Consider the following 21,952-nt stretch of genomic DNA (forward strand, 5'->3'; position numbering starts at 1 on the left):
AGAAGGACATCGGTCGGCGCCTCGCGCTGATCGGTGGCATTCGCGCACCCGGCAGTGAATCGAGTATGGTACATATGTTCGAATCACGGGGAAGAAATCATGATGACTGGTGCTGATCGACAAGGGATCGTTGCGTTCCTGTGAACAACTTCCAGACAACTGGCAGGACGGCGCTGGCAGACTGGGTGACATGGTGACGTTGTTGCTGGACCAGACGCAACTCGAGGTCGTTCTCTCGCCGATCGAACGTGCCGCCACCTTCCACCGCGACAACCTCCGGATCGCGCGCGACACCATCACCAAGGTGCAGCTGACAGAAGATGCCTGGACCTGGCTGCGTGGAGTCCCCAACCCCGGGACGCACATCCCCGGTGTGCTCGCTGCGGGCAGCTGGAAGGCCGCGGGCAGCCTCGACTTCGTGCTGATCCGCCGGCGTCGCCCGAGTGTCGTGATCGACCTCGAGGGCGATGAGCAGTACCGACGGCTGATCCTCACCACGAGTCACGGGCTCGCGCTCACGCAGGCACTACGCCTCGACGTGACCGACGAGCCGGCGAACGTCGAAGAGATCGTGGCGACCGCACCGGTGCCTGTCTCGAAGGGCCGCCGTCGGCCCGTCATCCGGCCCCGACCCGCCTGACCTGCAGCTTCGGGGCGCACGCCGGGTGCGGCGACCTCCTCTGAACGAAGAACGCCCTCCAGACCTGCGGGTCCGGAGGGCGTTCCATGTCAGCTGAAGCTCAGTTGTGGTGGTGCTCGTCGCCGTCGTGGTTGTCGTTGTCGGCATGGTTCTGATCGACATCGGCAGGGCCGGATTCCTCGGTGCCGGACTCCGGGTGCTCTGACGTGTCGTGACCGGCTTCGTCCGTCTCGGAGTGACTCGAGGACTCCGCGAGCGGCACGGTGTCGATGATGCCGGTGGATGCGACGGTCCAGTGCGCGCCCTCTGCGGGGGTGTCGTCGCTGCCCGCCGTCTCGCTCTCCGCGCTCAGCGGGTAGTCCTTGGGCTCGTCCTCGTAATACGCACGCGCCGCCGCGGCGAGCATCGAGCTCACCGCCGCAGAGCGGGGGTCTTCGTCGTCGACGTCGACAGGGGAGGAGTCGGCGTCGGCGTCGGACGCGGGGGCCTGGTCATCCTCGGATGCGTCGTGGAGATCGGCGAAGATCTCGACACCGCTGTGGTCCTCGTCGCCGTGCACCTCCTCGGATCCGGGGGCGTCGACCGATACGGCGGTAACGCCGTCGGCGTCCTCGGCAGAGGCGTCGTTCACCGCGGTCGGTGCTGCAGCACCGAACAGGATCTCATCGAACGACCGTTCCGGGGCCTCCTCGAAGGAGACCGCGTCGTCCTGAACGTCGTGACCCGGCTCGCCGTCGGTCTGCTCGCCGTCGGTCTGCTGGTCGTCAGTCTCCAGTCCGTCGACCACCGCGGCGTCCGCGGATGCGTCGCCTTCAGCAGCATCGCCCGCCTCTTCGGTCGCCGCGTCCACATCGGTATCCACGTCCACGTCGGCGGCAGGAGCGTCAGGCTCATCCGCGACCTGCTCGGTGTCGACCTGCTGGGTGTTTTCCTGTTCCGTGCGGTCGTGGTCCGTGTCGACGGATGCGGCGAGGTCGTCGGCCACGGCTGCGCCCGCAGGAGCGGCGGCGGCCTCGGCCGCCCACGCGGCAGCTGCGGCGACAGGGATGGCGACAACCGAATCGGCGGGAGCCGGTGCGGAAGCGTCTGCCGCTTCCTCGGAAGCACTCTCGTCGGCAGCGGCCTCTTCGGAGATCGCCTCCGAGGGTGCCGGCGCGGCGAGCTGCGGCGGGGTCGTCGCAGCGTTCGGTGCGAAACGGCCCCCGCGCATCAGATCGATGAAGACGTCTTCGAGCGTCGGTCCGCGCTGCACCAGGGTGCTCAGCGCGATGCCCGCTTCGGCGGCGACGGCGCCGACCGTGCCGGCATCCCCGCCACGCACCGTCAAGCCCGAACGCAGCACCTCGATGTCGAATCCGGCCGCCATGAGCGAAGCCGTCAGCGCGGCGCGATCAGCGGCGTCGACGATGACGGAGCCGCCCTTGGGGTCGGCGAGAGTCTCGATGCCGCTGGCAAGTACGAGCGTGCCCTTCGAGAGCACGAGCACGTTGTCGGCGACCTGCTCGACCTCGCTGAGGACGTGCGACGACACGAGCACGGTGCGTCCCTCGTCGGCGAGACGTCGCATCAGCAGGCGCATCCAGCGGATGCCCTCGGGGTCGAGCCCGTTGGCCGGCTCGTCGAAGACGAGGGCGCCGGGGTCGCCGAGGAGCGCGTGGGCGACGCTGAGCCGCTGACGCATGCCGAGGGAGAAGCCGCCGATGCGGGAGTCGCCCTCGCCCTCGAGGCCGACCAGCGAGAGCACCTCGCCGACGCGCGACAGGGGGATGCCGTTCGCCTTGGCGGCGATGGTCAGCTGGCGTTCGGCGGTGCGGCGAGGACGGTAGACCGTCTCCTCGAGCACCGCGCCGATCGTACGCAACGGCTGGCGGAGCTCGGCGTAGGTGGCGCCGCCGATGGTCGCCGTGCCGGATGTGGCGCGCACCTGACCGAGCAGGATGCGCAGCGTCGTGGTCTTGCCGGCTCCGTTCGGGCCGAGGAAGGCGGTGACGGCACCGGGCTCGACGCGCGCGGAGAAGTCCGAGACGGCGGTCACCTCATTGAAGCGCTTCGTCACGTGCGTGAACTCGAGCACCTGTCCTTCAGGCATCCGTGACCTCTCGTCGCATTTTGAACAGTTCCTCCCTATCCTGCCGGAAAAGCCTGTCGGATCCCGCATTTCGCGCGGAATACCGCCGTTTGCCGAAAGGGGTAGCCTGGCGAGCGTGACCGATTCTCACGCTGCATCCCGTGTCCTCGTCCGCACCGAAGGGGCGCTCGGGCGGCTCACGCTCAATCGCCCTGAGGCGATCAACGCCCTCGACGTCGAGATGATCCAGGCCCTCACCGCGGCGTTGAACGCCTGGCGCGACGACACCGACGTGCAGATCGTGCTGCTGGACGGGGCAGGCGGGCGTGGCATGTGCGCCGGCGGCGACGTGCGCGCACTGCACGCGCAGATCGTGGCAGGGCAGGCCGAGCAGACCGCCGAGTTCTTCCGCGCCGAGTACGCGTTGAACGCCATGATCGCCGAGTACCCCAAGCCGGTGGTGGCCCTCGCCGACGGCATCACGATGGGCGGCGGGATCGGGCTCGCCGGTCACGCGGCGATCCGCATCGTCACGGAGCGCTCCCAGCTCGCGATGCCCGAGACGCGGATCGGATTCACGCCGGATGTCGGCGGCACCTGGCTGCTCGGCCGTGCGCCCGGACGGCTCGGCGAGTACTTCGGCCTCACCGGGGCAGTGATGAATGGAGCGGATGCCGTCTATCTCGGGTTCGCCGATCACTACGTGCCGTCGGAGCGCCTCGAGGCGCTGAGCGAGGCTCTCGCGTTCCGCGCCGACCCGACGAGCCCCAGCGAGATCGTGCTGCTGTTCGACGAGACGCCCGAGCCCTCGCAGCTGCCCGCGTCGAGGGAGTGGATCGACGAGGCCTTCTCCGCTCCCACCGTGAGCGAGATCATCGAACGCCTGCAGGCGCAGGGCACGACGGATGCCGCCGCAACCGCGGATCTCCTCGAGGGTCTCGCGCCGACCGGCCTCACGGTCACGCTCGATGCCGTGCGCGAGGCACGCGACCTGCCGGGGCTTCGCGCGGCGCTGGAGGGCGAGTACCGCCGCGTGATGTGGTTCGTGAACGAGCACCCCGACCTCGTCGAGGGCATCCGCGCGCAGATCGTCGACAAGGATCGCAACCCGAAGTGGGACCCGGCGACCCTGGCCGAGCTCGCTCCGGACGCCGGTGCCCCTGCGCGCGCGTACGTTCCGCAGCCCGCCCTGTTCTGAGCCCGGGTTGTTCTGAGCCCGCCCTGTTCTGAGCGAGGGCGTGTTCACCTGTCGGGAGGATGCACGGTTGTCGGGCAGAACGGGCGGTTTCGTCACGCGAGACGCCGGAACTCCCGACGGACGAACTCCGGTGAGCTCGAGGTCGTACGTCACGGGGCCGGTTTGCCGGAAACTCGTTGTTCGTCCGAGTGGAGAAACCGCTGATCGGAGCGGGAGGCGGTTCGCTGTGAGCGAAGGTCCACCGTGAGGGGGATACGAATGTCCGTGGATCGTGGCACTCTGTCTTGTGGCCGATTGTCGGTCGGCATCCGTCTGCCGAGAAATCCGCCGCTTCATCCTTCCTAGAAAGTCCGCCTGTGCTGGGAAAAATCCTCCTCCGCTATCTCTCCCGATACCGATGGCTGCTGCTCGCGGTGCTGGTCTTCCAGCTCGCCAGCGTGGCGGCGACCCTCTACCTCCCGCGCCTGAACGCCGACATCATCGACAAGGGCGTCGCCCGCGGTGACACGGCGTACATCTGGAGCACCGGTCTGTTCATGCTCGCGGTCTCGCTGGGGCAGATCATCGCCTCCGTCACCGCGACCTACTTCGCCGCACGCGCCGCGATGGGCGCCGGCCGCGACATCCGTGCCGACGTGTTCGGCAAGGTCAGCGGCTTCTCCGAGCGCGAGGTGTCGCAGTTCGGCGCCGGCTCGCTCATCACCCGCAACACCAACGACGTGCAGCAGGTGCAGATGCTCGCCATGATGGGCGCCACCATGCTCGTCACGGCCCCGCTGCTCGCGATCGGCGGCATCATCTTCGCCGTGCAGACCAATGTCGGCCTGAGCTGGCTCATCGCCGTCTCGGTGCCGCTGCTGCTGATCCTGGCCGCCGTCGTGATCGGGCGCATGGTGCCGCTGTTCCGCAGCTACCAGGGCAAGCTCGACAACGTCAACCGCATCATGCGCGAGCAGCTCACGGGTGTCCGCGTCGTGCGCGCCTTCGTGCGCGAGCGCATCGAGGAGGAGCGCTTCCGCGGCGCCAACACCGACATCATGGTGGTCGGGCGCAAGGTCGGCTCGCTCTTCGTGCTGCTGTTCCCGCTGTTCATGCTCATCCTCAACGTCACCGTCGTCTCGGTCATCTGGTTCGGCGGCATCGAGGTCAACAACGGCACGGTGCAGGTGGGCACGCTGTTCGCCTTCATGCAGTACATCGGCCAGATCATGGGCGGCGTCATCATGGCCAGCTTCATGGCGATGATGATCCCGCGCGCCGCGGTCTCGGCCGAGCGCATCGGCGAGGTGCTCGACTCCGAGTCCACTCTGGTCCGCCCCGAGAACGGCGTCACGGAGTTCCCGGTCCCCGGTGCCGTCGCACTCGACGACGTCGAGTTCACCTACCCCGGAGCCGACTCCCCGGTGCTCACCGGCATCAGCTTCGCCGCGCAGCCGGGCGAGACGGTCGCGATCGTCGGATCCACCGGATCGGGCAAGACGACCCTCGTGTCGCTCATCCCGCGTCTGTTCGACGTCTCGGGTGGTGCCGTGCACGTCGGCGGCACCGATGTGCGCGAGGCCGACGTCGAGTCCCTCTGGGACAGCATCGGCCTGGTGCCGCAGCGTCCGTTCCTCTTCACCGGCACCGTCGCGTCGAACCTGCGCTACGGCCGCGAAGAGGCGACGGACGAAGAGCTCTGGCATGCGCTCGACATCGCTCAGGGCCGCGACTTCGTCGAAGAGATGCCCGACGGCCTCGAGTCCCGCATCGCCCAGGGCGGCACGAACGTCTCCGGCGGTCAGCGTCAGCGACTCGCGATCGCCCGTGCGATCGTGCACCAGCCGCAGATCCTCGTCTTCGACGACTCGTTCTCGGCCCTCGACCTCACGACGGATGCCCGGCTCCGCCAGGCACTGTGGCGGGAACTCCCGCACGTGACGAAGATCGTGGTCGCCCAGCGCATCTCCACGATCACGGATGCCGATCGCATCGTCGTCCTCGACGGCGGCACCATGGTCGGCGTCGGCACGCATGAGGAACTGCTCGAGACGAGCGACACCTACCGAGAGATCGTCGAGTCGCAGCTGGGGGTGGACGCATGAGCGCGCAGGACAACGACCAGGCCAAGGCCAAGCGCGGCCGCGGCAAGGCGGCACCCGCCGTGGCCGAGGTCGAGCTGAGCGCCGAGGAGAAGTACGAGGCCGAGCTCGCCGAGCAGGCGCGTCAGAACTCCGGCGATTGGGACAGTGTCGCACCCGGCAAGGCCGACAACTTCGGCCCCAGCTTCGCGCGCATGATCGGGCTGCTGAAGCCGTCGGCCATCTGGTTCGTCTTCGTGTCGATCCTGGGCGCGATCGGCGTGGTCCTGACGGTCGCGGCGCCCAAGGTGCTCGCCGAGGCGACGAACCTCGTCTACAAGGGCTTCATCTCGATCCAGCTCGGACAGCCGACCGACGGATTCCCCGGCTTCCCCGCCGGCACGTCGCAGGACGTCGTCGTCGAGGCCCTGCGAGCCGGCGGCCAAGACGACTTCGCGAACCAGGTCGGGGCGCTGGGTGACTTCACCGTCGGCCAGGGCGTCGACTTCGACGCGCTGCGGCTCGTCATCGCGGCGGTCCTCGGGATCTATGTGGCCGCGGCCTTCCTCACCTGGATCCAGGGCTACGTCATCAACGTGATCATGGTCCGCACCATGTGGCGACTGCGCGAGTCCGTCGAGGCGAAGATCAACCGCCTGCCGCTGGCCTACTTCGACAAGGTGCAGCGCGGCGAGCTGATCTCCCGCGTCACGAACGACATCGACAACATCACGCAGACGATGCAGCAGTCGCTCTCCGGTGCCCTCACCTCGGTGCTCACCGTGATCGGCGTGCTCGTCATGATGTTCTCGATCTCGTGGCAGCTCGCGCTCGTGGCCCTGGTCACGCTGCCGCTCATGGGAGTGATCTTCGGCATCATCGGACCGCGGTCGCAGAAGGCCTTCGGCATGCAGTGGCGCAAGGTCGGTCGACTGAACGCCCGTGTCGAGGAGGCATTCTCGGGCCACGCGCTGGTGAAGGTCTTCGGACGCGAGAAGGATGCGCTTGACCGGTTCCAGGTCGAGAACGAAGAGCTGTTCCAGGCGAGCTTCAAGGCGCAGTTCCTCTCCGGCATCATCATGCCGGCCATGATGTTCGTCGGGAATCTCAGCTACGTGGGCATCGCGGTGCTCGGCGGTCTGATGGTCGCGAACGGTCAGCTCCGTCTCGGTGACGTGCAGGCGTTCATCCAGTACTCGCAGCAGTTCACGCAGCCGCTGTCCGAGCTGGGTGGCATGGCCGCGGTCGTGCAGTCCGGAACGGCATCGGCAGAGCGTGTCTTCGAGCTGCTGGACGCCGACGAGCAGGAGGCCGATGACGCCGACGCTCCCGATCTGGTGGAGGGCAAGGGCGTGATCGAGTTCGAGAACGTCGCGTTCTCCTACACGCCGGAGCGTCCGCTCATCCGTGACCTGTCGTTCCGGGTCGAGCCCGGGCAGACGGTCGCCATCGTGGGGCCGACCGGGGCGGGGAAGACCACGCTCGTCAACCTGATCATGCGCTTCTACGAGCTCAGCGGCGGGCGGATCATGCTCGACGGCCAGGATATCGCCGAGGTCACCCGCGACGAGCTGCGCTCACGCACCGGCATGGTGCTGCAGGACCCGTGGCTGTTCGCCGGCAGCATCCGCGAGAACATCCGCTACGGACGCTCCACCGCGACCGATGACGAGGTTCTCGCCGCCGCCAGAGCGACGTACGTCGACCGCTTCGTGCACGCCCTCCCCGAGGGCTACGACACGGTGCTCGACGAGGATGCAGCGAACGTGTCAGCGGGTGAGCGCCAGCTCATCACCATCGCGCGAGCCTTCGTCGCGCAGCCGTCGATCCTCATCCTCGATGAGGCCACCTCGGCGGTCGACACCCGCACCGAGCTGCTGCTGCAGCACGCGATGGCCGCGCTCCGTGAAGGACGTACGTCGTTCGTGATCGCGCACCGTCTGTCGACGATCCGCGACGCCGACCTCATCCTGGTGATGGAGCACGGCGACATCGTGGAGAAGGGCACGCACGACGAGCTGATCGCCGCGCAGGGCGCCTACTGGCGTCTGTACCAGTCGCAGTTCGAGCAGGCGGCGACCGACATCGACGCCGACGACGCTCTCACCGGGGCGACCCCGGTCGTCGTCACGGGTGAGGCGACCGACTCCGAAGGCGCCGCTGCGGAGGCCGCTGCCGCCGTGGCCGGAGCCTCGGTGGGTGCCCAGGTGCCGGCCGCGGAGACGGCGGCCGCGCAGGCTCTGCTGGAAGACGGAGCGGACGGCTCCGCCCGCCGCTCCTGATCTGCGGGCACAGCACAGACGACGCCCCATTCCGCTCACGCGGGGTGGGGCGTCGTCCTGTGCTGGTCACGCGACCGGGAGGCGAACGACGCGCTCGGGAGATGCGTGAGCGGAGAGGGTGGTCAGGAGCGGTCGGTCGTGATGCCGAGCAGTTCCAGCGGGTGGGTCAGACGCCACCACGGGCTCGGGCCCTCGACGTCTTCGGCCAGCACCAGAGGCGTCGTGATGGTGTTGAGGGGGCCGGCTGTGGTGAGCGTCCCCACCGCGTCGTCCTGCTCACGCTCGTCGCCGAGGGCGAAGTCCGCCGTGGCCGTGGCGGTCGCTGCGTTCCAGAGCACCACGTCGGCGTCGGATTCGGTGATGACGTCGACCTTCTCGCCCCAGGGGGTCGTGACCTGACCGACGACCGTGTTCTTCGCGACGGCCGGGGCCTGAGCTTCCAGCGCGGCTTCCGCCTCGGTGAACAGGGAGCGGGTGAGGGCGAGTCGCTGGTCGTTGCCGGCCTGGTTCAGGGCCGCGGCGTAGAGATGCACGGTCGTGTCGCCGATGACCACATCCTTCGCGGTGAGCAGGTTCCAGCCCACGAGCGTGCCGGTCTTGATGCCCACGACACCGGGGTCGTCGAGCATTCCGTTCGTGTTCACGACGGTGCCGGCACCCGGAAGATCGACCGACCTGGTCCCCACGATCTCTGCGAACACCGGGTTCTGCATGGCGCGCTCACCGAGGGCGATCAGGGCCTCGGGAGTGGCGACGTTGCGTTCGTCGAAGCCCGACGGCGTCACCACGGTGATGCCGGTGAGCCCGCGTTCTCGCAGCCAGACCTCTGCGGCACGGGCGAACTCGCGATCGGAACCCCAGATCTCGGTTGCCAGGCGGTCGATGTAGTTGTTCGCCGAGCCCATGAGCGTGCCCTGCAGCAGCTGATACTCCGTCAGAACGCCGCCGATCGGCACATCGAGGGCGGACTGGTCGCTGCGGCGGTAGTCCCAATACTTCACGCTGTCGGCGCGGGTGAACGAGAACTCGGGGCCCTGCTCGCCGAGCGCGAGCGGCATCCGGTCGAGCACCATCAGGCTGCTCACCACCTTGGTGATGCTCGCGATGCTCACCGCATCGGGGACCGATGCCGCGGTGCCCATGCCGGCGATCCCCACGGCGCCGGCGCCCTCGGTCGGCCAGGTGACCGTGGCAGCGGCGGCGGGCGTCGTCGCAAAATCGACCGACTGCACCGTGGGCGGCACCTCGTGCAACGGCCACAGCAGCGTGGTGCCGGCGTACACGGCGACGATGCCGACGAGCGTGGCCAGAGGCGCCAGGATTCCGGGGCGGGCGATGGCCGGACGAAGACGCGCCCCCCGCAGCAGGCCGTCGGTCGGTTCGGCTTCCGACATCTCGTCGAGAGTCGCGGCATCGGTGCCGGCGGCGGCCGTCGCGGTGTCCACCCATGTCAGAGCTGTGGCGGTGGTGGTGTCATCCGCCCACCGGGGTGACGCGCCGTCCAGCAGGGCGAGGGCGTCGTCAGAGGTCTCTGCGGCGACGGGCTCGCGAGGAACGAAAGGCGGCTTGGTCAGGGCGGGGGTCGCCGGTTCCGGCGACACCACCGGCTCCGGCGGCACGACGGGATCCGGTACGAGGGGATCCTGCGCGACCACCGGCTCCGCGGCGAGCGCGGGTGTCGACGTCTGCTCGGCCGTCAGCACCGAACCGGCTGCCGCAGCATCGACAGGTCCGGAGGGGGAGGCGTTCGCCGGGCCGTCGTCGCCGACGACGCCCGTCGCCTCGTCGGCGGGATCTGAAGCGGTCACTCGTTTACGGTACCCAATCCCGGGCGAGTTCCGCGGTGCGCGGCCTTGTCGCCGTGCGGGTGTCGCCGGCGGTAGGATCGTCAGCACAACCACGGGAGTCCGGCGAGCCGGGCTGAGAGGGAGCGAATCGCGCTTCGACCGTCGAACCTGATCTGGGTCATGCCAGCGCAGGGAGGAGTTCAGATGAGTACGTCCACGTCCACGTCCACATCCGCGACCGCGAAGACGCAGGGGAACACCCCGGGCCGGAGCTACCTGCGCTGGCGGATCGTCGACATCGTCGTCGCCAGCGTCCTCGGAGTCGCAGCCGGCTTGATCTTCCTGGCCTGGAACGTCGGGTACCTCGGGCCGAAGGCCCTGCTCGAGCCGCTGCTCCCCGGCATCCAGGGCCTCCTCGACGGCCCGTGGCTCTTCGCCGGCGTGCTCGGCGGACTCATCATCCGCAAGGCCGGGGCGGCGATCTACGTCGAGCTGCTCGCGGCGGTCGTCTCGGCGCTCATCGGCAACCAGTGGGGCGGGTTCCTCACCCTCGAGGCCGGACTCGTGCAGGGGCTCGGCGCCGAGCTGGTCTTCCTGCTCTTCTTCTACCGCCGCTGGTCGCTGCCCGTCGCGATCCTCGCAGGGGCCGGCGCCGCCCTTGCCGGTGGCATCAACAATCTCGTGCTCTGGTACGCCGGTTCCGGTCCCGCCTTCACCACCATCTACCTGATCAGCACGGTCATCTCGGGTGCCGTCATCGCGGGTGCTCTGTCCTGGGTGCTGGCGCGCGGCATCGCCGCGACCGGGGCTCTGGACCGGTTCGGCTCCGGGCGCGAGGCGCGCGTCCGCGTCTGATGTCGGCCGATCAGACGGCCCCCGCCGCCGTCGAGGCCCGCGGCTGGGGGTGGCGTCACGCGAGTCGCCTCGCCTGGGCGCTGCGCGACATCTCCTTCCGCATCGAGCCCGGTGAGCGTGTGCTCGTGCTCGGTGCGTCGGGTGCGGGCAAGTCGACCCTGCTGCACGGCCTCGCCGGCGTGCTCGGGGGTGAGGAAGAGGGCGAGAGCGAGGGCACGCTGATCGTCGACGGTGCTCCTGCCGTGGCCACCCGCGGACGTGCGGGGCTCGTGCTGCAGGATCCCGACTCCCAGGTGATCCTCGCGCGAGTGGGCGATGACGTGGCGTTCGGCTGCGAGAACCTCGGAGTCCCGCGAGCGCAGATCTGGCCGCGGGTGGAGGCGGCCCTGGATGCCGTCGGCCTCGATGTGCCGCTCGGGCACCCGACCAAGGCCCTGTCCGGTGGGCAGAAGCAGCGGCTGGCGCTCGCCGGGGTGCTGGCGATGGGGCCGGGTCTGGTGCTGCTCGATGAACCGACGGCGAATCTCGATCCCGCCGGGGTCATCGAGGTGCGCGATGCCGTGGAGCGGATGTTGCAGGCTCAGCCGTCGACGCTCATCGTCGTCGAGCACCGCCTCGAGGTCTGGTTGCCGCTCATCACGCGCGTGATCGTGATCGGGAGCGGCGGTGTGGTCGCCGACGGGGCACCGGCGGAAGTTCTCGGAGTCCGTGGTGCGCAGCTGGCCGCGGACGGCGTCTGGGTGCCGGGGCATCCTCCCGCCGCGCCACCGCCCCCGCTCTGGCCGCCAGGGGCAGGGGAGACCCTGCTCTCGGCGCGCGACCTGGCCGTCGCCCGCGTCAAGGGGCGTCCTGTCGCCACCGGTATCGACCTCGATGTGCACGCGGGGGAGGCGCTCGCGATCACCGGACCCAACGGGGCGGGCAAGTCGACGCTCGGTCTGACCCTCGCCGGGCTCCTTCCTCCAGCGAGTGGCGCGGTCGAGGCATCCGCGCTCCTCGCGAACGGTGCGGAGTCCGCGCCGATCCGCTGGAGCTCGCGGGATCTGCTGACCCGCATCGGCATGGTGTTCCAGGAGCCGGAGCATCAGCTGCTCGCGAAGACCGTGCGCGAGGAACTGGCCGTCGGGCCACGGGCGCTCGGCATGACCGACGACGAGATCACCGCTCGCAGCGACGAGCTGCTCGCCCGTCTGCGCCTCGCCCACCTCGCCGCCGCCAACCCGTACACGCTCTCCGGCGGTGAGAAGCGCCGGCTCACGGTGGCTGCGGCCATCGCGACCAGACCGCGCGTGCTCGTGCTCGACGAGCCCACGTTCGGGCAGGATGCCCGCACCTGGGCCGAACTCGTCGCCATGCTCGCCGCGCTCCGGGACGAGGGAGCCGCCATCGTCACGATCACGCACGACCTCGAGGTCGTGCGCGCCCTGCACGCCGCACGGTTCGAGCTGGGGGGTGCGTCATGAGCCTTCTCGAGACACGGGCACGCACCGGAGCGCTCGCCACGGTCAACCCGGTGGCCAAACTCGGGGTGAGCGCGCTCATCGCGGTACCCCTGATCCTGACTCTCGATCCGGTCTCGGCCTCCGTCGCCCTCGCCCTGGAGTTCGTGCTGTTCCTGTTCGCCGGGATCGGCTGGCGCGAGTTCTGGGTGCGCACCTGGCCGGTGTGGCTCGCAGCGCCCCTCACCGGTCTCACGATCGCGCTCTACGGTCAGACCAGCGGCGTCGTCTACGTCGACTGGTTCGTGCTGCGCATCAGCGAGGGATCGCTCGCGCTGGCGCTCGCGACGATGCTGCGTGTGCTGGCGATCGCGCTGCCGTCGGTGGTGCTCTTCATCACCGTCGATCCGACCGACCTCGCCGACGGTCTCGGCCAGATCGTCCGTCTGCCCGCCCGATTCGTGCTCGGCGCACTCGCGGGCCTCCGGATGGTAGGCCTCTTCCTCGACGATTGGCGTGCGCTCGAGCTGGCGCGTCGGGCCAGGGGTGTGGCCGATCGCGGCCGCATCCGTCGCTTCCTGGGGATGGCCTTCGCCCTGCTCGTGCTCTCCATCCGTCGCGGCGCCAAACTGGCGACGGCCATGGAGGCGCGGGGTTTCGGGGCGCCTGGCCGGCGCACCTGGGCGCGAGAGTCACGCTTCGGGGCGGCCGAATGGCTGCTGCTCGCCGTGGGCGCGGCCATCTCCGGCATCGCGGTCGCTGCCGCCGTCGTCACCGGGGCGTGGAACTTCATCCTCGGTCCCTCGGCCTGAGTCAACGCAACTGCGCGAACCTCTCGACCTTCGTGGTCGGACCGACGACGAGCACGGTGTCTCCTTCGCCCAGCACGGTGTCGGCCTCGGCGTTTCGCCATTCCCCTCGTTCGGGTCGATACGCGGCCACCGTGATCCCGTGGGTGCTGCGCACGGCGGCCTCTCTCAAGGTGATGCCCTGCAGGTGCCGGGGTGCGACGGTCTTGACGATCGCGTAGCCGCGGTCGATCTCCAGGTAGTCGGCGGCGGCGCCGCGCACGAGGTGGGCGACGCGTCGGCCCATGTCCTTCTCCGGATAGATGACGCGATGCACGCCGAGCTGTTCGAGGACCGCCCCGTGCTGCTCGTCGACCGCCTTGGCCCAGATCACGGGTACCTGCAGCTGGAGCAGCAGGGACGCGGTGAGGATCGACGCGGTGATGTCGTTGCCGATCGCGAGGACGACACGATCGAACTCGCCGACCGCGAGCTGTCGGAGCACGTCGAGCCGCGTCGAGTCCGCTCTGACCACCTGCGTGAGCTCGCCGTTGAGGGACTGCACGATGTCCTCGTCGGCGTCGATGCCGAGGACCTCGGTGCCCGACGACATCAGTTCGAGCGCGAGGGAGGTCCCGAAGCGTCCGAGGCCGATCACCGCGACGGAATCGGCTTCGGCGATGCGCCGGGCGTCAGGGGTGAAGGAGAGGAACTTGGTCATGTGGTGTCCTTGTCGTCGAGCGATCGTGGGGGGAGACCGGTCAGCCGATCGCCGGGCGCTCCTTGGGCAGCTCGTACGCCGTCTGCCGTTGGCGCAGGGCCAGTGCGGAACCCAGCGTCAGCGGTCCGAGCCGGCCGAGGAACATCAGGAGAACGAGGATGAGCTGCGCGGCCGCCGGCAGATCGGCCGTGATGCCGGTAGACATGCCGACGGTACCGAACGCCGAGACGACTTCGAAGAGCACGCGATCGAGGTCGAGATCCGTCATCGCGAGTATCGCGATCACTGCGCTCATCACCGCGGCGAGGGCGACGATCACCACGGTGATGGCCTCCCTGTGCACAGACCGCGAGAGCCGCTTGCCGAACACGTTCACCGCGGTCCCGCCGCGGAACTCGGTCCACATGATGAACAACAGCACGGCGAAGGTCGTCACCTTGATGCCGCCGGCGGTGCCTGCCGGTCCGCCTCCGATGAACATCAGCACATCTGTGACGAGCCAGGTCTCATCGTGCATGAGCGAGGTGTCCACGGAGTTGAAGCCGGCCGTGCGGGCCTGCACCGAATGGAAGAACCCCGCCAGCATGCGGGAGGCGGGATCGAGCGGTCCCAGCGTGCCGGGATTGTTCCACTCCACGACCACCGTGAACCCCGTGCCGAGGGTGAGCAGGACGAGGGTGGCGACGAGCACGATCCGCGTGTTCATCGACCAGTGCAGCGGGTTCCTGAACTCCTTCCGGAGCTGTCGAAGCACGGGGAAGCCGAGCCCGCCGAGGATGATCGCGATGCAGATCGGGATGCAGATCCACGGGTCGGACACGAACCCGATCAGGCTGTCGGTGTACAGCGCGAACCCCGCGTTGTTGAAGGACGACACGGCGTGGAAGACGGCGTGCCAGGCGGCTCGGCCCACGTCGTAGTCGTAGCCGGTCCAGAAGCGGACGAACAGGACCGTCGCGACCGCCGCCTCGATGATCAAGGTCGTGATCAGGATGCCGATCGCGGTGCGCTTCATGTCGCCCACACCCGTGGACTTCGTCTCGGTGCCGGCGAAGATCCGTGAACGCACGCTGAGCTTGCGAGCGAGCGCGAAGCCGATCAGGGCCGCGAAGAGCATGATGCCGAGCCCGCCGAGCTGGATCAGGAGCAGGATCACGACTTTGCCGAACGGGCTCCAGTAGGTCGCGGTGTCGACCACGATGAGTCCCGTCACGCACACCGCAGAGGTGGAGGTGAAGAGCGCATCGACGAAGTTCGTCCAGACGCCGCTGCGCGACGAGAACGGGAGCATCAGAAGCGCGGTGCCGACGAGGATCGCCGCCCCGAAGCCGAGGGCGATCGCCTGGGCGGGGGCGAAGCCCCGCCGACGCGGGAGGCGACGCGCCGGAGCGGGGAGGGTCAACACGAGAAGTGACGTTACTCCTCGAGACGATCATCCGGGTGCCGCCGGGCGGACGGAGACGGTGCACGACGGCCTCGACGGCCGCCTCGGAGAGGTCCGGGTCAGGTCTCGTTCCAGAGCCGCCGGTAGTACGCGAGTCGGTCGCGGTCGGGGTCGACGCCGTACGCCTCGATGAGGGTGTCCTCCCATCCGGTGCCGAAGTTCCACATGGTGCTCATCGATGCCACGGCGATGTCGGCCCAGCGGTCGGCGACTCCGAGGGCGGCGAGATCGACGAAGGCGGTGGGGCGTCCGTCGGCGTCGAGAAGCGTGTTGGGCATGCAGGCGTCGCCGTGGCACACCACCGGCCGGTCGATCGGCGGTGCCTGGAGCAGGTCTTCGGCCACGATCGTGCCGCGCTCCGCGGCGTCGGCGATCCGCTGGTGCGTGCTCCATTCCCAGGGGCACTCGGCCACCGGAAGTGCATCGTGGAGCGCGCGAAGGCCGACGCCGACCGCTCGCACCGCGGTCTCCGGTTCGGCGGCCCAGCGAGGGTCGACGGCACTGCTCGCATCGATCGCGACCGTGACGAGCCACTCGTGCGCGTCATCCTGGCCCTGCTCGAGCACCTCGGGCACCGAGATCCAGGTACGCGCCCACCTCATGCGCTCGGCTTCGTCGCGCATGTTCGCCTCGTCGTCGAGCGGCCCCCACTTGATGTACCGGCCGTCGTCGGTGCGGAAGGTCAGCCCCCCGATCCCATTGAGCCAGACCGGTGTGAGCGCGGCGCCGCGGGCGAGCTCGCGAACCCGCACCGGGACGTCGACGGAGGTGGAGGGGATGCTCATCCGTCCATCCTGCCCGACCACGATGAGCGGGATCCTGCCATCGATCCAGGCGGTGTCGTAGGCTCGCTCTCGATGCAGTTCCCCCGGTCGTGGTGAAACCAAGAACCACGTAGGCTGATACTGCGTTCCATCAATGCATGTCGCACGACGACGTTCGAAGGAGAACATCAGATGCAGATCAGCGGACAGGGTGCACTCATCACCGGTGGGGCCTCGGGGCTCGGACTCGCCACGGCGCGTCGGCTGGTCGCCGCGGGAGCGCACGTCACGATCATCGACCTCGCCTCGTCGAAGGGTGCCGAGATCGCGGACGAGCTCGGCGGGCTCTTCGTCGCGGCGGATGTGACGAACGCCGATGAGGTGCAGGCGGCCGTCGCGGCCGCGCAGGCGGCAGCTCCGCTGCGCGTCGTCGTGAACTGTGCAGGGATCGCTCCGCCCGCGAAGGTGCTCGACCGCGAGGGCAATCCCGCCGTGCTCGCCGACTTCGAGCGCGTGATCCGCATCAACCTGGTCGGCACGTTCAACGTCATCTCGCAGGCCTCTGCCGTGATCGCCAAGAACGAGCTGCACGACGAGGAACGCGGCGTCATCGTGAACACCGCGAGCGTCGCCGCGTTCGACGGCCAGATCGGCCAGCCCGCCTACTCCGCATCCAAGGGCGGCGTGCACGCCATGACCCTCCCCGTGGCGCGCGAGCTCGCCCGCTACGGCATCCGGGTCTGCACGATCGCTCCCGGCATCATGGAGACGCCGATGCTGATGGGTCTCCCGCAGGCCGCTCAGGACTCCCTGGGCCAGCAGGTCCCCTTCCCGTCGCGGCTCGGTCGCCCCGACGAATACGCCGTGCTCGTGCAGCAGATCGTCGAGAACGGCTATCTCAACGGCGAGACCATCCGCCTCGACGGCGCCATCCGCATGGCGCCGCGCTGACCCCGCGGCTGCCTTTCCCTTCGCGATCGAGAACCCAGGAGAACCCATGTCCCTTGCAGGCAAGACCATCCTGATGTCGGGCGGCAGCCGCGGCATCGGCCTCGCGATAGCGCTGCGGGCTGCCGCAGACGGTGCGAACATCGCGATGCTCGCGAAGACCGACACCCCGCATCCGAAGCTCGAGGGCACGATCCACACCGCCGCCGAGCAGATCCGTGCGGCGGGTGGCCAGGCCCTGCCGATCGTCGGCGACGTGCGCGACGACGACGACATCACCGAGGCGGTCATGAAGACGCAGGGTGAGTTCGGCGGCATCGACATCGTGATCAACAACGCCAGCGTGATCGACCTGTCGCGCTCGCTCGACCTGAACGCCAAGAAGTACGACCTGATGCAGGATGTCAACGTGCGCGGAACATTCATGCTCTCGCGCGCGGCGGTGCCGATCCTGAAGGATGCCGAGAACCCGCACATCCTGTCGCTGTCGCCGCCCTTGAACCCCACCCCGAAGTGGCTCGGCGCGCACACCGGGTACACGCTCGCCAAGTTCGGCATGACCATGGTCACGCTCGGCCTCGCCGCCGAGTTCGCGCGCGACGGGATCGCCGCCAACACGCTCTGGCCGCGCACCACGATCGCGACCGCTGCGGTGCAGAACCTCCTCGGGGGCGACAAGGTCATGGCCGCCAGCCGCACGCCCGACATCTACGCCGATGCCGCCTACGCCGTGCTGCTCAAGCCCGCGGCGTCGTTCACCGGGCAGACGCTCATCGTCGAGGACGTGCTCGAAGCCGACGGCGTCACCGATTTCTCCGGCTACGCCGCGATCCCCGGCACCCCCGACGACGCGCTCTTCCCCGACATCTTCCTCGACTGAGACGCGGGGGATCTCCCTAGAACAGCAGGTACACGGCGCCGACGATCGTGAGGACGATCACGATGCGGTCGAACACCCGCTGATTCATCTTCCGCGCGACCCACAGGCCCAGGAGCGCACCGGCCACGACGAGCGGGGCGAGGACGGCATCCATCAGCAGCACGGGTGTCTCGAACAGACCCAGGCCTGCGAGGAACGGCACCTTGATCGCGTTGATGATGGCGAAGAACCATGCCGACGTGCCGAGGAACACCTGCACCGGGGTGCGTGTGGCCAGGAAGTACATCGACATGACCGGCCCCCCGGCGTTCGCGACCATGGTGGTGAAGCCGCCGAGCGTGCCGTAGGTACCGGCGAGCACGATGCCACCGGACGGCGGAGCCGCGGCGTCCGCCCTGCTCTGCCGCCACCGGCGCCACAGCGTCACCGCGATCATCAGCAGCAGGATCACCCCGATCGCGCGGCGGACGATGCCGTCGCCGGCGAGCGCGAGGAAGGCGAATCCGACCAGGAGGCCGGCGATGACCGCGGGGGCGAGGCGCAGCAGCGTGGGCCAATGCGCATGCCGACGGTAGGCGATGAGCGCGAACACGTCGCCGACCATGAGCAGCAGCAGCATCGCCGCCGTGGAGGTGTGTGCGGGCAGGACCGCCGCGAACAGCGCGATCGCGAGGATGCTGCCGCCGGGAAGCGCCGTCTTCGAGATGCCGATCGTCACCGCGGCCAGGGCGAGCGCCGACCAGGCCCACGGATCGAGCGCGATCACCTCTCGAGCTCGGCGACGATCGCGTCATAACCGCGCGCTGCGGCGAGCAGATCGCGGGTGGCGTCGATCACAGTGGCCTCCTGGGTCGGCGGGTGCGGGGCGATCAGTCTCGCGTGGCGGCGAGAGCCGCCGCGAACCGTGCAGCGCGCTGCTCGATGTCGGCCCAGTCGGCAGCCTTGATCGACGCGCCGTTCGCGAGGTCGCCCCCGGCGCCTACCGCTACCGCGCCGGCGGCGAACCACGCGGCGAGGTTGTCGGGGCTGACGCCGCCGGTGGGCATCAGTGGAGCGTCGGGGAACGGTCCGCGCAGGGCGCCGAGGTACGAAGGGCCGCCGAGGGAGGCCGGGAAGATCTTCACCACGTCGACGCCGAGCTCGAGTGCGGCCATGACCTCGGTGGGCGTCATGGCTCCGGTCATCACGACGCGACCCGTGTCGAGCATGCTGCGGGTGAGGTGGGGCAGCGTGCCGGGGCTCACCAGGAACTCGGCGCCCGCCTCGGCGGCCTGCTCCGCCTGCGCTGCCGTGGTCACGGTGCCGGCGCCGATGTGGGCGGCGTCGCCGTGGCGTGCGATGAGCTCGCGGATGACGGCGGGTGCATCGGGCGTGGAGAAGGTCACCTCGATGCCCGTGACACCGCCGCGGATGATCGCCTCGGAGGCCTCGAGCGCCAGTTCAGGGGAGGGGGCGCGGAGAACGGCGAGGATGCCGGTGGTGCGGGCGCGGTCGAGACGGTCGGGCATGGGGCTCCTTCATCGGGCGGGCTCGTCCATTCTCCCGGGCGCAGCCTGTAACGACAAGTTGGTCAGGAGGCGTGGGTGCGCGGCCAGGCCTCGATCAGTTCCTTCGACTCCTTGAGGCCGAGTCCGGTGTGTTGGCGCAGCGTCTTGATCGCGGCGATGGCGGAGTCGCCGGCGACCATCCTGTCGATCTCGGTGGCGACCGACGGCGGCAGCGACGCGCGCACAGACGACGGGGTCATGGCGGTCGGGGTGATCGAGGAGCGTGTGGCCGTGGCGTTCGACACGGCTGCGAGGTGCGGCGCCGTGGTGCTGACCGACCAGTGCTCTATGCGGTCCTTCGCCTCCTTGAGGCCGACGCCCGAGTGGTCGCGGTAGAGCTTGATCGCGTGGATCTTCTGCCCGGCTGAGACGAGCCGGTCGATCTCGGCGATCACGGTCGGCGTCAGACCGGAGACCGACGCCGACGCCGACGAGGCCGGAGCCGTGCGCGCGGTCGTGGGCGACGGGGTGAACACCTGCGGCTCCGGCAGCTTCGGGCGCATGCCGCGCAGTGCGACCGCGAGGATCGCGACGACCACGATCAGGCCGACGACGATCGCGATGATCCACAGCACGGCATCCATGGGCTCAGTCTAGAGAGGTCGCCTCCCGCGCCCCAGGGCGTTCCCATCCGCCACCGCGTACCCTGGAGGGTATGACCGAGACTCCCCGCACGCGCGAGACGCGCCCCGCAGCATCCGCGTCCGCCCCGCAGGGTCGGCCCGCCCAGGGCAAGGTCCGCGAGACGCGCACGGCGCAGGTGCGCCCCGCGACCGAGGGGTGGACCCAGCAGAAGGATGCCGAGGGGCGTCCGCTGCTGCAGTTCGCGAGCCCCAAGCGCGGCAAGCCGCCGGTGCACCTGGCCGACCTCACCCCGGCCGAGCGCACCGAGAAGGTCAAGGAGCTCGGGCTTCCGGGTTTCCGCGCGAAGCAGCTGTCGACGCACTACTTCCGTCACTACACGTCCGACCCCGAGCAGATGACCGACCTCCCGGCCGACACCCGGGAGCAGCTCGTCGCCGGCATGCTCCCGCCTCTGCTCACCGAGGTGCGACGCCTGGAGACCGACCGCGGCGACACGATCAAGTTCCTGTGGCGCCTGCACGACGGCGCGCTGGTCGAGTCGGTGCTCATGCGCTACCCCGGCCGCATCACGCTGTGCGTGTCGAGCCAGGCCGGCTGCGGCATGAACTGCCCGTTCTGCGCGACCGGACAGGCGGGGCTCACCCGCAACATGTCGACGGCCGAGATCATCGAGCAGATCGTCCGCGCCAACCGTCTGATCGCCGAAGGTGGGCTCGGCGGCAAGAAGGCCGATGACCACAGCATGGAGCGCGTCTCGAACATCGTCTTCATGGGCATGGGGGAGCCGCTTGCCAACTACAAGCGCGTGATGGATGCGGTGCGCTCGATGGTCGCCCCGCAGCCCGACGGCCTCGGCATGAGCGCGCGCGGCATCACGGTGTCGACCGTGGGCCTCGTGCCCGCGATCAAGAAGCTCGCCGACGAGAACATCCCGGTCACGTTCGCGCTGTCTCTGCACGCGCCCGACGACCACCTGCGCGACGAGCTCATCCCCGTGAACTCGCGGTGGAAGGTCGACGAGGCCCTCGATGCCGCCTACGAGTACTACGCCAAGACCGGTCGCCGCGTCTCGATCGAGTACGCACTCATCAAGGACATGAACGACCACGCCTGGCGTGCCGACCTGCTGGCCGAGAAGCTCAATCAGCGTGGCCGCGGCTGGGTGCACGTGAACCCGATCCCGCTGAACCCGACGCCCGGCTCGATCTGGACCTCGTCGGAGATCCCGGTGCAGAACGAGTTCGTGCGCAGGCTCAACGACGCCGGTATCCCCACGACCCTCCGCGACACCCGCGGCAAGGAGATCGACGGCGCCTGCGGTCAGCTCGTCGCCACGACCGAGGACGAGGCCGCTTCCGCTGCGATCGGCTGAGGCGCACCCGCTCGGCGTCCGTCCGCGGCGCCCAGCCGTTCGGCGCGGTCGAGCCACCGCGTGATGGTGGCATCGCTCGCGTCCTTCACACCGAGCATGCGGTGCGTGCGCACCGAGCGGATCCCGCAGAAGCGCATCGTCCCTCGGGCGACGTGGGTCTGCGCGGGCAATCCGGTGAACGGCACGAAGTACCAGGGTGTGTCCGCGAGCAGGAGCAGGCGGCCGTGGCGTGCCGGCAGCAGGCCCTCGACGAGACCGAGCTTCGTGTACCGGTACTCCTGCTGCGGCAGCAGGGCGCGGTCGAAGAAGCCCTTCAGCAGGGCGGGGACCGACCCCCACCACAGCGGCGTCGCGATGACGACCGTGTCGGCGCTCTGCAGTGCGCGCTTCGCCTCGACGAGGTCGGGCTCGAGCGTCATGCGCTCGCGGTAGCCGAAGCGCAGGTTCGGGTCGAAGTCGAGGTCGCGGAGGGCGAGCACGCGCGCGTCGCCGTGGGCTGCGGCGTAGCGCTGCGCGAGCGCGGCGGTCAGGGAGCGGGCATCGGGATGGCCGTCGAGCACGAGAGCGGACATGG

Annotated in this window: 19 protein-coding genes and 1 riboswitch; of the genes, 10 read left to right on the forward strand and 9 right to left on the reverse strand. The window is 69.3% G+C overall.

What is annotated here, in order from left to right; genetic code table 11:
- The first annotated feature begins 190 nt into the window (after nt 1-190).
- Nucleotides 191-640 (forward strand): hypothetical protein, encoded by a 450-nt coding sequence (locus F6W70_RS01350; protein WP_017829539.1) that lies wholly within the window; start codon nt 191-193, stop codon nt 638-640.
- 100 nt (nt 641-740) lie between these two features.
- Here the strand turns inward: F6W70_RS01350 and F6W70_RS01355 are convergent, their stop codons facing one another.
- The gene (locus F6W70_RS01355; RefSeq protein WP_151485722.1) at nt 741-2,729 is read right to left on the reverse strand and encodes an ATP-binding cassette domain-containing protein; all 1,989 of its coding nucleotides are present in this window, start codon (nt 2,727-2,729) and stop codon (nt 741-743) included.
- A 115-nt stretch (nt 2,730-2,844) separates the two neighbouring features.
- Between F6W70_RS01355 and F6W70_RS01360 the strand changes: the two genes are divergently transcribed.
- From F6W70_RS01360 to F6W70_RS01370, 3 genes are all read left to right on the forward strand, one after another.
- The gene (locus F6W70_RS01360; protein ID WP_151485723.1) at nt 2,845-3,906 is read left to right on the forward strand and encodes an enoyl-CoA hydratase/isomerase family protein; all 1,062 of its coding nucleotides are present in this window, start codon (nt 2,845-2,847) and stop codon (nt 3,904-3,906) included.
- A 356-nt stretch (nt 3,907-4,262) separates the two neighbouring features.
- On the forward strand, nt 4,263-5,990 hold the full coding sequence (locus F6W70_RS01365) for an ABC transporter ATP-binding protein (protein WP_055866173.1): 1,728 nt from the start codon (nt 4,263-4,265) through the stop codon (nt 5,988-5,990).
- Nucleotides 5,987-8,248: an ABC transporter ATP-binding protein gene (locus tag F6W70_RS01370; protein ID WP_151485724.1), complete on the forward strand. Its 2,262-nt coding sequence runs from the start codon at nt 5,987-5,989 to the stop codon at nt 8,246-8,248. The genes F6W70_RS01365 and F6W70_RS01370 overlap by 4 nt, the downstream gene beginning before the upstream one ends.
- Before the next feature lie 122 nt (nt 8,249-8,370).
- Here the strand turns inward: F6W70_RS01370 and F6W70_RS01375 are convergent, their stop codons facing one another.
- The gene (locus F6W70_RS01375) at nt 8,371-10,056 is read right to left on the reverse strand and encodes a D-alanyl-D-alanine carboxypeptidase family protein (protein ID WP_151485725.1); all 1,686 of its coding nucleotides are present in this window, start codon (nt 10,054-10,056) and stop codon (nt 8,371-8,373) included.
- An 81-nt stretch (nt 10,057-10,137) separates the two neighbouring features.
- Nucleotides 10,138-10,249: riboswitch (TPP riboswitch) on the forward strand.
- Between F6W70_RS01375 and F6W70_RS01380 the strand changes: the two genes are divergently transcribed.
- From F6W70_RS01380 to F6W70_RS01390, 3 genes are all read left to right on the forward strand, one after another.
- Nucleotides 10,240-10,890 (forward strand): ECF transporter S component, encoded by a 651-nt coding sequence (locus F6W70_RS01380; protein ID WP_055874660.1) that lies wholly within the window; start codon nt 10,240-10,242, stop codon nt 10,888-10,890. Its footprint overlaps the riboswitch before it by 10 nt.
- The gene (locus F6W70_RS01385) at nt 10,890-12,353 is read left to right on the forward strand and encodes an ABC transporter ATP-binding protein (protein WP_318278771.1); all 1,464 of its coding nucleotides are present in this window, start codon (nt 10,890-10,892) and stop codon (nt 12,351-12,353) included. The genes F6W70_RS01380 and F6W70_RS01385 overlap by 1 nt, the downstream gene beginning before the upstream one ends.
- The gene (locus F6W70_RS01390) at nt 12,350-13,141 is read left to right on the forward strand and encodes an energy-coupling factor transporter transmembrane component T family protein (protein ID WP_055866164.1); all 792 of its coding nucleotides are present in this window, start codon (nt 12,350-12,352) and stop codon (nt 13,139-13,141) included. Before F6W70_RS01385 ends, F6W70_RS01390 begins: the two co-directional genes overlap by 4 nt.
- A 1-nt stretch (nt 13,142) precedes the next feature.
- Here F6W70_RS01390 and F6W70_RS01395 read toward each other — a convergent pair whose 3' ends face one another.
- The 3 genes from F6W70_RS01395 to F6W70_RS01405 all read right to left on the reverse strand — a co-directional run bounded on the left by F6W70_RS01395 (nt 13,143) and on the right by F6W70_RS01405 (nt 16,067).
- The gene (locus F6W70_RS01395) at nt 13,143-13,838 is read right to left on the reverse strand and encodes a potassium channel family protein (protein ID WP_082531386.1); all 696 of its coding nucleotides are present in this window, start codon (nt 13,836-13,838) and stop codon (nt 13,143-13,145) included.
- A 40-nt stretch (nt 13,839-13,878) separates the two neighbouring features.
- Nucleotides 13,879-15,243: a TrkH family potassium uptake protein gene (locus F6W70_RS01400; RefSeq protein WP_055866162.1), complete on the reverse strand. Its 1,365-nt coding sequence runs from the start codon at nt 15,241-15,243 to the stop codon at nt 13,879-13,881.
- Between the two features lie 98 nt (nt 15,244-15,341).
- Nucleotides 15,342-16,067, reverse strand: a complete 726-nt coding sequence (locus F6W70_RS01405; RefSeq protein WP_055866159.1) for an aminoglycoside 3'-phosphotransferase — start codon at nt 16,065-16,067, stop codon at nt 15,342-15,344.
- 171 nt (nt 16,068-16,238) lie between these two features.
- Here F6W70_RS01405 and F6W70_RS01410 point away from each other — a divergent pair, with 171 nt between their 5' ends.
- Both F6W70_RS01410 and F6W70_RS01415 read left to right on the forward strand, forming a co-directional pair.
- Nucleotides 16,239-16,997, forward strand: coding sequence for an SDR family NAD(P)-dependent oxidoreductase (locus F6W70_RS01410; protein WP_055874651.1), 759 nt, complete (start codon nt 16,239-16,241; stop codon nt 16,995-16,997).
- A gap of 46 nt (nt 16,998-17,043) precedes the next feature.
- On the forward strand, nt 17,044-17,874 hold the full coding sequence (locus F6W70_RS01415; RefSeq protein ID WP_017829524.1) for an SDR family oxidoreductase: 831 nt from the start codon (nt 17,044-17,046) through the stop codon (nt 17,872-17,874).
- 16 nt (nt 17,875-17,890) lie between these two features.
- Here the strand turns inward: F6W70_RS01415 and F6W70_RS01420 are convergent, their stop codons facing one another.
- The 3 genes from F6W70_RS01420 to F6W70_RS01430 all read right to left on the reverse strand — a co-directional run bounded on the left by F6W70_RS01420 (nt 17,891) and on the right by F6W70_RS01430 (nt 20,005).
- The gene (locus tag F6W70_RS01420; RefSeq protein WP_151485726.1) at nt 17,891-18,640 is read right to left on the reverse strand and encodes a sulfite exporter TauE/SafE family protein; all 750 of its coding nucleotides are present in this window, start codon (nt 18,638-18,640) and stop codon (nt 17,891-17,893) included.
- A 103-nt stretch (nt 18,641-18,743) separates the two neighbouring features.
- Complete coding sequence (locus tag F6W70_RS01425) at nt 18,744-19,382, reverse strand: bifunctional 4-hydroxy-2-oxoglutarate aldolase/2-dehydro-3-deoxy-phosphogluconate aldolase (RefSeq protein WP_055866152.1); 639 nt, start codon at nt 19,380-19,382, stop codon at nt 18,744-18,746.
- A 62-nt stretch (nt 19,383-19,444) separates the two neighbouring features.
- Nucleotides 19,445-20,005, reverse strand: a complete 561-nt coding sequence (locus F6W70_RS01430; protein ID WP_055874643.1) for a ribosomal protein L7/L12 — start codon at nt 20,003-20,005, stop codon at nt 19,445-19,447.
- A 71-nt stretch (nt 20,006-20,076) separates the two neighbouring features.
- Between F6W70_RS01430 and rlmN the strand changes: the two genes are divergently transcribed.
- Nucleotides 20,077-21,378 (forward strand): dual-specificity RNA methyltransferase RlmN, encoded by a 1,302-nt coding sequence (gene rlmN / locus F6W70_RS01435; RefSeq protein ID WP_174799585.1) that lies wholly within the window; start codon nt 20,077-20,079, stop codon nt 21,376-21,378.
- Here rlmN and F6W70_RS01440 read toward each other — a convergent pair.
- Complete coding sequence (locus F6W70_RS01440) at nt 21,327-21,950, reverse strand: NAD(P)H-dependent oxidoreductase (protein WP_151485727.1); 624 nt, start codon at nt 21,948-21,950, stop codon at nt 21,327-21,329. The two genes, rlmN and F6W70_RS01440, sit on opposite strands and share 52 nt — an antisense overlap.
- Nucleotides 21,951-21,952: the final 2 nt, after the last annotated feature.

The organism is Microbacterium maritypicum (assembly GCF_008868125.1).
Taxonomy (GTDB): Bacteria; Actinomycetota; Actinomycetes; order Actinomycetales; family Microbacteriaceae; genus Microbacterium; species Microbacterium maritypicum.